This window comes from Rheinheimera mangrovi (assembly GCF_003990335.1).
Taxonomy (GTDB): domain Bacteria; phylum Pseudomonadota; class Gammaproteobacteria; order Enterobacterales; family Alteromonadaceae; genus Pararheinheimera; species Pararheinheimera mangrovi.
On the sequence record NZ_CP034683.1, the window covers coordinates 3,660,185 to 3,673,792 of the forward strand.

The following is a 13,608-nucleotide window of genomic DNA, read 5'->3' on the forward strand; positions in this document are numbered from 1 at the left end:
TCACTTCACCCAGGCTGCGGCCTGAGCCTGACTATGTTTAGCTGCTTTGGCAGCGGCAATTTTTTGTTTGGCTAAAATGGCTAAGTCGGCATGCACACCGCCAGCCGTGACCTGACGACCAGCGCCTGGGCCTTTTAACACCAATGGATTCTGTTGATACCAGTCGGACTCAATAACAAAAATATTGTCACAAGGCAAAATAGCCGCCAGCGGATCTGTCTGTTCGACAGCCACCAGAGACACCTGGGCTTTGGCTTTGCCTGCTTCAATCTTTAAATCGGCGACATAACGTAAGACTTTACCAGCGGCAGCTGCTTGTTGCTGCAAAGCAGCTAACTCTTCGTCTAACACGGCACGACCTGCCCAAAAGTCTGCGATGCTGCCTGAGCTTAGCGAGGCTGGCAGCAAAGGTTCCAGCTCAATCTGGTCAATATCCAGGGCTAAATCCAGCTCACGGGCCAGCACCAGCAATTTACGCTGTACATCTTTACCCGATAAATCATCCCTTGGATCTGGTTCTGTTAAACCTAACTGTTGAGCTTCCTGCACAAAGTCAGAAAAGGCTTTGCTGCCATCAAACTTTGCCAGTAACCAGGACAAAGTACCGGAAAAAATACCACTGATGCGATGCACTGTGTCGCCACTGCTTTTTAATTCCTGCAATAAACGTTGCACAGGTAAACCAGCACCTACAGTGGTATTGCTCAGCCATTGCACCTGCTGCTGTTCAGCCGCTTGTTTTATTTGCTGATACTGCGCCAGTGGTAAGGTCACGCCTTGTTTATTGGCACTTATTAAATCTAACCCAGCATTGATAAACTGCGGATAACGTTCAGCAAAAGCGCGACTTGGTGTTAAATCCACCAGTACTTTTGGTTCAGGCAGTTGTTGTAATGCCAGCTCGAGCTGCTCTTCAGTATAAGCAGGAGCTAAAGCCAGTGCCTGTTGCCAGTGGTGAATATCAATCTTTTCGGCAAAAAGCGCCTGACGGGAATTAAATAACCCGGCCAGCTTTAAATTGATTTGACCAGCAAAAGCTTGTTGTTGCTTTGCTAATAAAGCTAAAAACTCAGCGCCTACGTTACCAGTGCCTGCCACTACAACATTCAGTTGCACTTGGGTTGGCAGTAATAACTGATGCAGCTCAGTCAGCTCCAACGAGGTTAATGCACTTTGGAATAACCATAAAGCCAGTTGCTCGTCTTCAAACTGAAAAGCTGCTTGCTGACGGTCTAACCAGCGCCCTGCTGCGGCATTCACTTGTTTTTGCTGACGGGCCGCAGGTTTTACCCAAACCACAGCATGAAAGGCTTGTGGATTCACCCGGGCAAATACCTGCTTACCAGCCAGGTAACTTAATAAGCTGTCGACCTGATTGCTAGCCACTATCCATTGGTTTAACGCATTAGGTGCGGCAAAGACGGTAATTTGTAAGGCGGAAGCCACAGCAGTAGCAGTTAATTTGCAGTTATCCGGTACTGTCACTAAGGCAGCTTGTGTTAGGTCAGTTAAAAACTGTACTTCAATAGCAGCTTGTTGGCTGACTTTGCAGCCAGGGTGATTCGGTTCAAAACTGCTGCGCACTATCAAATCGGCCGGTGCATCCAATAAAGGACTCAAGGTTTTAGCATGCAATACCGGATTACCCAACTGAGCCAAAGTTAAAGCCTGTTGCCATGGCACTTGACGGTAGGCTCTGGCTGAAGGCACTTTACGTGGATCGGCACTATAAATTGCATCCACGTCAGTCCAGATATGAATTGCCTGAGCTTTGACTAAACGACCCACTATAGTGGCGGAGTAATCACTGCCATTGCGGCCTAAAGTGATGCTGTTGCCTTGTAAATCACGGGCTATATAACCAGTCACGACTTTAATACCTGTGGTTTCAAAAGGTGCTAGCCATGAAGACGACACTTCGTATTGCACTTCGCTGCCGTCTAGACGTAAAAAATCACGGGCATCAATAGCACTGGCTTGTAAGCCCTGCTGATTCAGTAAAGCCGCTAATAACTGGCTGGATAAGCGCTCACCAATGGCCAATACATCGTTAAACTGAGTACTAGCTAAAAAGCCCGGTACTTCAGCGAACCAGCTTTGTACTTTGCTGATAAGCACAGCTGAGTTTTGTTCATTTAAAGTGCGCTGAATAAGTAAACTCAGCTTTTCAGTCAGTTGCTGTAACAATGCAGCAAAAAGCTCTGGTTGTTCGCGGCTGTCGATTAACGCCAATAACTCATCAGTGGTGTCGCCAGGAGCTGATACCACCACCCAGGCTTGTGGCTCTTTTGCCACAATAGCGGCAACCGCAGAAAAACGCTCAGCACTGGCTAGGCTGCTGCCGCCAAATTTATGCACTGTGTTTTGACTCTTCACTGTACTGCTCATAACATTCACCATAAAACACTAAGTGCCGGATTTAATCTGAATTGCTGCTGTTCAGTTGTAGCTGCTGTTGCTGGCTCTGACTGAACCTTTTTTGTTGGGTTGTTTTGCTGTACTGTTGCATCTACAGCAGCAAAAGCCTGTGCCAGATCGGCTATTAAATCCTGTGCTTCTTCAATACCTACAGATAAACGAATTAAAGTCGGGCCTATGCCTGCGGCTTTTTGGGTCGCAGCATCTAATGAGGCATGAGTCATAGAACCTGGGTGGCAGATTAAGCTTTCGATGCCACCTAAAGACTGAGCCAAAGTGAAACACTGCAGTGCTTCGAAAAATACCGGTAAATAGGCTTCGTCTGCAGCTAAATCAAAACTCAGCATGGAACCAAAACCATGTTGCTGCGCCTTGGCAATGGCATGACCTGGATGATCTTTTAAACCCGGGTAATAAATCCGACTAACCAATGGCTGTTTTTGCAGATAATCCACCACCAGCTCTGCGTTGTGCTGATGCTGTTTAATACGGGGTAATAAAGTACGAAGGCCACGTAAGGTCTGATAAGCATCAAAAGCGCCACTGGTCACACCTAAACAATTCGCCCACCATTTCAGCTCATCACCCACAGCAGCATCTTTGGCAATTAAGGCGCCGCCGACTATATCGCTGTGGCCATTAATAAATTTGGTGGTGGAATGAACCACTATGTCAGCACCCAAGGCGATTGGGTTTTGCAAAGCCGGTGATAAAAAGGTGTTGTCCACCACCAGAATGGCATTCAGAGTTTTCGCCAGTTCAGCCGTAGCTTTGACATCAGTAATTTGCAGCAATGGGTTACTGGGGGTTTCCACCCAAATCATTTTTGGTTTCGCGGCTTTAATTTGTTCTGCCCAGTCGGCTTGCTGGAAATTCACTACCACAAGCCCAAAAGCTTTTTTACGAGTGGCTAAATTCAGGAATAAACGATAACTACCACCGTAACAATCATGAGGGATCACTAAGGTATCTTCCGGGCCAATCAGTTGCAGCGCCAGCAAACAAGCGGACATGCCAGTGCCGGTAATTAAACCTTTGGCACCACCTTCGAGCTCTGCCAACGCATCGCCTAATAAATCACGCGTTGGGTTATTCGAGCGTGAATAATCGTATTTGCCCGGCTGCTTAAAAGCTTTCAGTTCATAAGTTGAGGTTAAATACAAAGGCGGCGTCACAGCACCATATGCAGAGTCCTGCGCTATTCCGGCGCGGGCAGCTACTGTGGCTGAGTGTGGTTTGCTCATAAAAAACCTCAAATTTAGATGTTTAGACGTCTAAAAGTATACCCAGCAAAACTAAGAAGTCAAAACATTTAGACGTCTGTACTATTAAATCTTGCGCAGAGTTTGTACTCGGGAGTATAAAGAAGTAAAATTTCGTCCAATTACGTGCGCAACGTAGCAAAGGTCAGCAGACCATATAACTAAATTCAATCAAGGTATCCCTATGGCAAAGTGGAATGGTGAGTATGTTCACCCTTATGCGGAACACGGAAAGAAGTCCGAACAGGTGAAAAAGATTACAGTCTCTATCCCGTTGAACGTTTTGAAAGTGTTAACAGATGAAAGAACCCGCCGCCAGGTCAACAACCTGCGTCATGCCACCAACAGCGAATTATTATGTGAAGCTTTTTTACATGCGTTCACTGGCCAGCCTTTGCCGGCAGATGAAGATTTACGCAAAGACAATCCACATCAAATCCCGGTGGAAGTGCGTGATATTTTAACCAGTATGGGTAAGCCAATTCCTGTGATCCAGGAAGCGGAATCAGACGAAGAGTAATACTGGGTCAGAGCCTTGGCTCTGACCCACAAATCAGCTGATTGGCTCAGATAAAGGGGTCAGAACTAAAGTTCTGACCCCTTTATATTTACTGCATATAGTTTTCAGGCATTGGCAAACGCGCCACTCCTGATGCCACAGCAGCTTCAGCCACTGCACGGGCAACACGGGATAATAAACGTGGGTCCATTGGCTTTGGAATAATATAATCCGCACCAAACTCCAGTTTATCTACTTGAGCTGCAGTTAATATCGCCTGAGATACAGGTTCTTTGGCTATAGCGCGAATCGCATGCACTGCCGCCAACTTCATTTCATCGTTAATCACCTTGGCACGTACATCTAAGGCACCACGGAAAATAAAGGGGAAACACAAGACGTTGTTGACCTGATTTGGGTAATCCGAACGTCCTGTTGCCATAATTAAATCACTACGCTGGGCATGCGCCAGTTCAGGTTTAATTTCCGGATCCGGGTTCGAGCAGGCAAAAATCACCGGCTTATCCGCCATCAGCTTTAAGGCTTCGGCTGGTAAGGCATCAGGACCTGACACCCCCACAAATACATCAGCGCCCTCCATTGCATCTTCCAGCGTGCGTTTGTCGGTATTGTTGGCAAACAACTCTTTGTATTTATTCAAATCGTTACGGCGAGTGTGGATCACACCTTTGGTGTCGAGCATATAAATATGTTCGCGTTTCGCGCCACATTTAATCAGCAGTTCCATACAGGCAATAGCGGCAGCGCCAGCACCTAAGCAGACAATTACTACTTTACGGATGTCTTTGCCCTGAATTTCCAACGCATTGAGTAAACCTGCAGCTGTCACAATAGCTGTGCCATGCTGATCGTCATGAAAGACCGGAATGTTGCAGCGTCTAATCAGCTCTTTTTCAATTTCAAAACACTCAGGTGATTTAATATCTTCCAGGTTAATACCACCAAAGGTATCGGCAATATTGGCTACGGTATCGATAAACTCTTCGGTAGTGCGGTGTGTGACTTCAATATCTATCGAATCGAGGCCAGCAAAACGTTTAAACAACAAGGCCTTGCCTTCCATCACTGGTTTAGAGGCCATAGGGCCTAAGTTACCTAAACCCAAAATAGCCGTGCCATTGCTGATCACTGCCACCAGATTGCCTTTGCCTGTGTACTTGTAGACATCGTCAATATTATTAGCGATTTCACGTACTGGTTCAGCTACACCAGGACTATAAGCTAAAGCGAGGTCTCTGACCGTTTCAGCGGGTTTACTGATTTCAATACTGATTTTGCCCGGTTTAGGCTCGGCGTGATACTTCAGCGCCTGTTCTCGAAAATCTGACATAGGTAGAGGTTCCATGAGTAGGTAAGTATGCCCAGTGGGCTATTTTTTTACTTGCTAAGAGTTGTGGTGCAACCCAAAAGGTGGCTCATTCTAAAGAGCAACACCGTCCTTTAGAACCACTAATTTTCAGATCGTACCAGTAACAAGTCAGTGTTTAGCAGAACTCACTCTGCTGTTTTCTCTGTTCCGTCAGGTATTTTTGTAGGGTAAACCTGTCAGGAACAGACCGCCGAATACTTCAACAGCGGAGCTCTGTACGTCTGTTATAACAAGTTTTATGAGGTGCGCCAAGCGCTAAAACGAAACTGATCAGACCAGATAATACAAAATGATAAAGTATGCAGTTTTACGCCATCATTAGCCGGATAGTTTTGACAAAAAATTGCTTAGCGATGCAATTGAGGAAAAAAACTCACTTAATAAAATGAGTAATATCAAATAGATGAACAAACAGATGGCTAGATAACAATCAAAGAGTTTATGCAGAATAAATTTTTATTCTTCGAAAAACTAAAGGCCGGAAACCGGCCTTTAGCTTCAGCTACCATTTAAACAATTAAAGAGACGGCGTATTCTCGCCTTCTTTTTCAATCACTTCAGGTAACAAATCTTCGCGGCTTGCGCCTAACAACACAGCAACAGAGCTTGCTACGTAAATTGAAGAATAAGTACCAATGGCAATACCAAATAACAGAGCTGCCGCAAAACCGTGTAACAATGGGCCGCCTAAATAAAACAGCGCTACTAATGACAAGGCGGTAGTGCCTGAGGTAATAGTAGTCCGGCTTAGTGTAGATGTGATAGCATCGTTTACTGTCTCTTCAACTGTGGCTTCACGCAGTTTACGGAACATCTCGCGGATACGGTCAAATACCACTATGGTGTCGTTGATAGAGTAACCCACTAGCGCCAGCAAGGCTGCCAATACAGTTAAATCAAACTCCATCCCTGTGATAGAGAACATACCTATAGTAATAATTACGTCGTGAATTAACGCAACCACAGAACCGACTGAATAACGCCATTCAAAGCGGAAGGCTACATACATCATGATGCCGATAAAAGAGGCCAATAAAGCCAACATACCGTCATCTTTCAGCTCGTCACCTACTGAAGCACTCACCTGTTCAACGCGACGCTTAGTGACTTCACCCTTTTCCACTTTTTGAATAGACTCAATAATCTGCTCACCCACCACAGCCTGTTCAACATCAGCGCGTGGCGCAATGCGGATCATCACTTCAGTTGAGGTACCAAAATATTGCACTATCGCATCAGGAAAACCATCAGCAGCTAAAGCTGTGCGGATTTTTGGCAAATCGGCTTGTTGTTCAAAACCTGCCTCTACCACTATACCGCCAGTAAAATCCAGACCAAAGTTGACGCCCTTGGTAAAGATACTGAATAAAGACCCAAGCACCAGCAACAAAGAAAATATGATGGCCGGCGATTTGAAACGCATAAAATTAAGCGGTTCTTTAAAATCAAGAAACTTCATCATAATTCCTTATATAGGTAACTTTTCAACTTTACGGCCACCCCAGATCAGATTGACAAACAATCTTGATACGGTCACAGCGGTAAAGATGGAGGTGATAATACCTATGGCTAAAGTCACGGCAAAACCTTTCACTGGGCCAGAACCTAAACCAAACAATATGATCGCGACCAAAAAGGTAGTGATGTTGGAGTCGGTAATAGTGGCAAAAGCTCTGTTATAACCTTCATGAATGGCTTGTTGTACTGAACGACCATTTGCCAGTTCTTCACGGATACGCTCGTTAATCAGTACGTTCGCATCAATGGCCATACCTATGGTCAGCAGTATGCCCGCCATACCTGGTAAAGTCAGAGTAGCGCCAGGCACCATAGACAACACGCCTATCAGCAAGACTACGTTGCTGGCCAATGCCAAATTCGCGACCATACCTACGCCTTTGTAGTAAATCCCCATAAAGATCACAGTCAGCAGCATACCCACCATAATAGCGTTGGTACCCAGCTCAATGTTTTCCTGACCCAGACTTGGGCCTATGGTACGTTCTTCTACGATCTGGATCGGAGCAATCAAAGCACCAGCCCGTAATAACAGCGCCAGGTTTTGGGCTTCTGCCGGACTGTCGACACCTGTGATACGGAAGCTGCGACCTAAACGCGCCTGAATAGTGGCGACGTTAATCACTTCTTCTTTTTTCTCAAGAATTGTACGGCCCTGAGCGTCTTTTTTATCTGTTGGCTTGTATTCAATAAACACAGTCGCCATCGATTTACCAATAGCTTCTTTAGTGGCTTGCGAGAAGGTATTACCGCCTTTGGCATCCAGATCGATATTCACCTGAGGCCGACTGTATTCGTCGAAGCTGCTATTGGCACCAATAATATGGTTACCTGTCAGCATCACACGTTTTTGCAGTAACACAGGACGCCCTGCACGGTCAGTGTATAACTGAGCGTTAGGCGGCACACGGCCATCTATCGCACTTTGTAAATCACCGGCTTCATCCACCATACGGAATTCAAGAGTAGCGGTAGCACCTAAAATCTCTTTAGCGCGGGCTGTATCCTGTACACCTGGTAACTGAACCACAATACGTTCTGCGCCCTGGCGCTGTACTAAAGGCTCAGCCACACCAATGGCATTCACTCGGTTACGGATGATCGTAATGTTTTGTGCTACCGCATCTTCACGTAATGCTTTTATTTTGATTTCACTAAAACCAGCAACCAGAGTCAGGTCGTCTGTTTCAGTAAAAGTCATATCACGGTCTTTACTGCTTAACAGGGATTTCGCAGCAGTTAGATCTTCAGCCGTGCGGAAACTCAGATTCACCCGTAAATTGGCTACATCAGCAGTCACAGCACGGTAACGAACCTTGGCTTCACGCAAATCAGTGCGATATACCAGCACTAAATCGTTGACGTTTTTTTCCATCGCCGTTTTCATGTCCACTTCCATCAGGAAATGCACACCACCACGTAAGTCCAGACCCAACTTCATTGGAGCGGCGCCTATTGCATCCAGCCAGGCTGGAGTTGCCGGAGCCAGATTTAATGCGGTGACGAAATTGTCGCCCAAAGTATCATTGGCCACTTCGCGCGCTTTTAACTGATCTTCAGTGTTTAAAAAACGAACCAACACCTGGCCTTTTTCCAACACAGCTGACTTAGGTGTTAAACCTTGTTCAGTAAAAGCTTTTTGCAGTTGATCCACGGTTTGCTGAGTAACATCAGCACCCCGGGTTGCATTAATTTGTAAGGACGGATCATTGGGATATAAATTCGGCAGGGCGTACAGCATGCTGACGCCCATGACGATGATCACCAATAAGTACCGCCAGATGGAGTTCTGGTTTAACACATTAAAATCCTTTTACAGTGATTTCATCGTGCCTTTCGGCAATACGGCGGCGATAGCTGATTTTTGCACTGTCACTTCAGTGGTATCGTTTAATGCGATAGCAACAAAGTCTTTATCATCAGCAATTTTGGCGATACGGCCTACTAAGCCACCTTGTGTTAATACTTCATCACCTTTGCCTAATGCAGACATCAGGTTTTTATGCTCTTTGACGCGTTTAGCTTGTGGACGGTAGATCAGGAAATAGAAGATCAGACCAAAGGCAACCAGCATTATCAGCAAGTCCCAACCACCGCCAGCAGGTGCTGCAGCAGGAGTATTAGCATACGCATTGGATATAAATAAACTCATCACATGTCCCCTAAAGTTTTAAATTAAAAGTTTTAAAATTGAAAAATGAAATCTTATTGTTCTGTAAGGCTTGCTTCCAGTGGCGGTACTTCCATACCACGTTTCTGGTAAAACTCAGCCACAAATTCTTCCAGTTTTTGTTCAGCAATAGCTGCACGCAAGCCCTGCATTAACTTCTGATAATGATGCAAATTGTGCATGGTATTCAAGCGAGCGCCCAAAATCTCATTGCATCTGTCCAGATGGTGTAGATATGACCGAGAATAGTTTTTACAAGTGTAGCAATCACATTCTGCATCTAAGGCAGATGGATCGTCCTTGTGTTTGGCGTTGCGGATCTTAATCACACCAGTGCTGACAAACAAATGACCATTACGGGCATTACGGGTTGGCATCACACAGTCAAACATATCAATACCACGGCGCACCGCTTCAACTATGTCTTCAGGCTTGCCGACACCCATTAAATAACGTGGCTTGTGCTGCGGCATCTGACCTGTAGTGTGATTAAGGATTTTAATCATATCCTCTTTCGGCTCACCGACAGACAAACCACCTATGGCATAACCATCAAAACCAATCTCTTCCAGGCCTTGCAGCGAAACATCACGCAAATTAGGATACATGCCGCCCTGGATAATACCGAACAGCGCTGATGGATTATCTCCGTGCGCATCTTTACTGCGTTTCGCCCAGCGTAACGACATTTCCATCGACTTTTTCGCTTGCTGCTCAGTGGCTGGGTACGGCGTACATTCGTCAAAAATCATCACTATGTCTGAGCCTAAATCACGTTGCACTTCCATAGAACGCTCAGGAGTTAACATGATTTTTTCGCCGTTCAACGGCGAGCGGAAAGTCACACCTTCTTCTTTAATTTTACGCAGCTCACCTAAACTAAACACCTGAAAACCACCAGAGTCGGTCAGGATAGGCTTGTGCCAGTTCATAAAGTCATGCAAATCACCATGTTTTTTGATGATCTCAGTGCCTGGACGCAGCATTAAATGGAAGGTATTGCCTAAGCAGATTTGAGCTCCCGTAGCGTCCAGTTCTTCAGGTGTCATACCTTTGACTGTGCCATAAGTACCCACAGGCATAAATGCAGGAGTTTCAACAATGCCGCGCTCGAATACAAGACGGCCACGACGGGCTTTGCCGTCGGTTTTTAACAATTCAAATTTCACGTTCTACCTCAGTCTCTGCCAGAAAAACAGTCCGGCTTTTTTCGCGCCCGATTGTAGCAGAAGATAAGGCCAAACCCCACCCTTAACCTTAGTGATTGAGATGGCAGCAAAGCTGCCGCGGATAAGCCGTACGAGATTGAATTACAGTTTGAGGCGAGAGAGTTTATAGGGGCCGTGGCTTGTCCCGGCCCGTCGATGGAAATCGCAGTATCAATAGACGGGCGGGTACAAGACCCGCCCCTACGGTCACGATAGGAAAGCTTAGAGAATAAGCATCGCATCGCCATAGGAATAAAAGCGATACTCCTGTTCTATGGCGGTCTGATAAGCCTGCATTACATAGTCTTTTTGGCTAAAAGCGCTGACTAGCATAATCAGAGTAGACTCAGGTAAATGGAAGTTAGTGACTAAACCATCAATGACCTGGAACTGGTAACCAGGGTAGATAAAGATTTTGGTATCGCCGCTGTAAGGCTGTAGTTTTTTGCCTTGCTGTAATGCAATTTGAGCGGCAGACTCCAGTGAACGCACCGACGTAGTCCCCACCGCGATCACTCTGTTACCGCGGGCTTTACAGGCATGAATGGCATCCACCACGGCCTGCTCCACTTCAATGTATTCAGCGTGCATTTGGTGTTCCAGCACATTGTCTACCCGTACGGGCTGAAAGGTACCAGCGCCTACATGCAAAGTGACATAAGCAAACTCAACGCCTTTGGCTTTCAGCGCAGCCAGTAAAGGCTCGTCAAAATGTAAGCCCGCTGTAGGTGCCGCAACAGCACCCGGCTTCTGGTTATAGACAGTCTGATACCTTTGTTTATCCTCGTCGCTGTCTGGTCTGTCTATGTATGGCGGCAAAGGCATATGGCCAAGCCTGTCTAGCATTACCAGCAAAGGTTCTTCACCCAATAGTTCTAACTCAAATAAAGTATCGTGACGCTGCAGCATTTTCAGCTTTGTGTTGTCATCGACCAGAATAATAGTATCTGGTTTTGGCGCTTTGCTGGCTCGCACATGGGCTAAAAAACGCTGAGCATCCAGCACACGCTCTACCAGAATTTCAACTTTGCCACCTGACTCTTTTTGCCCAAACAAACGGGCCGGTATCACGCGGGTATTGTTAAATACCAATAAATCGCCACTATTAAGTTGTGCCAATAAATCAGTAAACACCAGATGGGATAACTCACCGGTCTGGCGCTGCATTTTTAATAGACGACTGCTGGAACGTTCAGCTTTAGGGAAACGAGCGATCAGCTGCTCTGGCAGCTCGAAGGAGAAATCTTTTACTTGCATAGTTGTAGTCCGCTTTACCGACAAACCAATCCAACCGGTGTTCACACCGATACCGAAGGCGCTTTGCAGCGCGGCGCGCAGTCTACAAAGATGTTTTTTTCAACACAAGCTCTTTTTCCCTGCCCGCACTGAAGCCTGAATTTTCAGCTAAGCTTTGGAAAAAGCCAGAGACGTCGCGGTATGAATTATCACCTGCCTTTTATGCTGTTTTGTTTTTTTGTGACCCAGACTATTTTTGCTGAGCCAAAACAACCGGTTGAACTTCATATCAGTGCGCCAGTCTGGCCCGGATTTACCAATGCCGACAGCACTGGTGCTTACGTGGATTTATTCCGTTTTATCTATCCAAAAGACCAGATTGAGCTGACATGGCATCTCACCAATTACAGCAGAGCCATAGCACTGGTTCAGCAAGGCAAACACCACTTGGTTCCAGGTTTGTCCGCGCCAGTGTCCCCCCAGCAGCATAAAGCTTTGCTGCTGTCCGCCTACCCTTTTGATTCAGATCTTATAGTGGCTATTTACAATCCATCCCACACCGCCACTCCAGAGCTTTCGCAACTGCAGCAGTACAAACTAGCCTGGGATCTGGCTTACGATTTACATTTGGTTTTAGGTCTGAAGGAAAAAGGCTATGAAGTACCAGATATCAAACAAGGGCTTGAATTAGTAAAAAACCGCCGCGTCGATATCTATCTGGCAGAAAAAAGTGAGTTGCTACAGTATCTGCAGGGAGAAAGCCCGGTCAAACTACAACCTCTTATCTACAGAGAATTGCTACGTGATCCTATTTATCTTGGCTTCGCGGATAATGACGAAGGCCGGAAATTCAAAAGGTTATGGGACCAAAGATTTATCGACTTATATAAATCAGGTCAGTTAAAGACTTTTTATCGCAATTACCCTCAACTGACCTTACCTAAACTAGATTAATCTTTAGTCACTGCATTTTTGTTGCAGCACTTCGGTGATTAACTGCGCCATCTGACGGTAACTACGAAGTTTGCTGGAGGTTGGACGCCAGGCTACACCTATATCCCGATAAGCCTGGCCTGAGCCAGGTTTTTGTGCCACTAATTCAGTGCCGCGCAGCAAACCGCTGTTAATCGCCATTTGCGGCATAAAAGTCACCCCCAGTTTGTTATTCACCATCTGACTTAAGGTATGCAGACTGGTGGCAAAAAATGGGTTCACTTTGCGGTTATCATCCAGCTCACAGGCTTTGACCGCATGACCTGTCATGCAATGCTCACGTTCCAGCAGGAAAATGCTTTCATCCGGCCATTGGCTGATATCTTGCTGAAACCCACGTTCCAGCCAGTCTTTATGGAGCACCAGCTTAAAGGGGTCTTGTGCCAGCACTTCAGTATGCAAAGTGCCTGTGTCATAGGGCAAGGCTAACAACACTAAATCCAGTCGGCCTTCGGTTAAGGACTGTAACGAGTTTTCGGTGGTGTCCTCGCGCAGCAACAGTTGCAGTTCAGGAAAACGCTCGCGGGCCAGAGCCATCACTTCACTCAGCACAAAGGGAGCTATGGTAGGGATACAACCTAAACGTAAAGGTCCAGCCATAGGTTTGCCCTGGCATTTGGCAAATTCCGTTAATTCTTCACATTGCTCGACAATATAGCGGGCCTGACGCACTACATCTTCGCCCAGTGGGGTAAAAATAAAAGTCTTGTGATCACGCTCTAACAATTGAGCGTTCATAGTTTCTTCTAAATTGGCAATAGCAGCACTTAAAGTGGACTGGCCTATATAACAAGCTTCTGCAGCACGACCAAAATGCTGATGTTCATGCAGAGCCAACAGATACTGCAGCTGTTTAATGCTAGGGACACGCTTCATCTTTTATTCCGATGATTAAACTTGGTTAAAACCAATTT

11 protein-coding genes are annotated in these 13,608 nt (G+C 46.1%); 2 read left to right on the forward strand and 9 right to left on the reverse strand.

The features are described from left to right. Together metL and metB are read right to left on the reverse strand one after the other, a co-directional pair. The gene (metL, locus tag EK374_RS16640) at positions 1-2,388 is read right to left on the reverse strand and encodes a bifunctional aspartate kinase/homoserine dehydrogenase II (RefSeq protein WP_233280271.1); all 2,388 of its coding nucleotides are present in this window, start codon (positions 2,386-2,388) and stop codon (positions 1-3) included. Positions 2,389-2,393: 5 nt separating this feature from the next. Continuing rightward, positions 2,394-3,662 (reverse strand): cystathionine gamma-synthase, encoded by a 1,269-nt coding sequence (gene metB, locus EK374_RS16645; RefSeq protein ID WP_127025671.1) that lies wholly within the window; start codon positions 3,660-3,662, stop codon positions 2,394-2,396. Between the two features lie 202 nt (positions 3,663-3,864). On the opposite strand from metB, the gene metJ reads away from it, so the two are divergent. Beyond that, complete coding sequence (gene metJ / locus EK374_RS16650) at positions 3,865-4,200, forward strand: met regulon transcriptional regulator MetJ (protein WP_127025672.1); 336 nt, start codon at positions 3,865-3,867, stop codon at positions 4,198-4,200. 88 nt (positions 4,201-4,288) lie between these two features. On the opposite strand, the gene EK374_RS16655 is transcribed toward metJ, so the two are convergent. From EK374_RS16655 to queA, 6 genes are all read right to left on the reverse strand, one after another. Beyond that, on the reverse strand, positions 4,289-5,530 hold the full coding sequence (locus tag EK374_RS16655) for a malic enzyme-like NAD(P)-binding protein (protein ID WP_127025673.1): 1,242 nt from the start codon (positions 5,528-5,530) through the stop codon (positions 4,289-4,291). Between the two features lie 556 nt (positions 5,531-6,086). Continuing rightward, positions 6,087-7,028, reverse strand: a complete 942-nt coding sequence (gene secF, locus EK374_RS16660; protein WP_127025674.1) for a protein translocase subunit SecF — start codon at positions 7,026-7,028, stop codon at positions 6,087-6,089. 9 nt (positions 7,029-7,037) lie between these two features. Then, positions 7,038-8,888 (reverse strand): protein translocase subunit SecD, encoded by a 1,851-nt coding sequence (gene secD, locus EK374_RS16665; protein ID WP_127025675.1) that lies wholly within the window; start codon positions 8,886-8,888, stop codon positions 7,038-7,040. Between the two features lie 12 nt (positions 8,889-8,900). Then, positions 8,901-9,239, reverse strand: coding sequence for a preprotein translocase subunit YajC (gene yajC, locus EK374_RS16670; RefSeq protein WP_127025676.1), 339 nt, complete (start codon positions 9,237-9,239; stop codon positions 8,901-8,903). 53 nt (positions 9,240-9,292) lie between these two features. Next, positions 9,293-10,426 carry a tRNA guanosine(34) transglycosylase Tgt gene (gene tgt / locus EK374_RS16675; RefSeq protein WP_127025677.1) on the reverse strand — a complete coding sequence of 378 codons (1,134 nt, stop codon included), beginning with the start codon at positions 10,424-10,426 and terminating at the stop codon, positions 9,293-9,295. A 261-nt stretch (positions 10,427-10,687) separates the two neighbouring features. Beyond that, positions 10,688-11,722, reverse strand: a complete 1,035-nt coding sequence (queA, locus tag EK374_RS16680; protein WP_127025678.1) for a tRNA preQ1(34) S-adenosylmethionine ribosyltransferase-isomerase QueA — start codon at positions 11,720-11,722, stop codon at positions 10,688-10,690. A 180-nt stretch (positions 11,723-11,902) separates the two neighbouring features. On the opposite strand from queA, the gene EK374_RS16685 reads away from it, so the two are divergent. Then, entirely contained in the window at positions 11,903-12,655 is a 753-nt protein-coding gene (locus EK374_RS16685) for a substrate-binding periplasmic protein (protein ID WP_127025679.1), read from the forward strand. Between the two features lie 3 nt (positions 12,656-12,658). Here the strand turns inward: EK374_RS16685 and EK374_RS16690 are convergent, their stop codons facing one another. After that, complete coding sequence (locus EK374_RS16690) at positions 12,659-13,570, reverse strand: hydrogen peroxide-inducible genes activator (RefSeq protein ID WP_127025680.1); 912 nt, start codon at positions 13,568-13,570, stop codon at positions 12,659-12,661. Between the last annotated feature and the right edge of the window lie 38 nt (positions 13,571-13,608).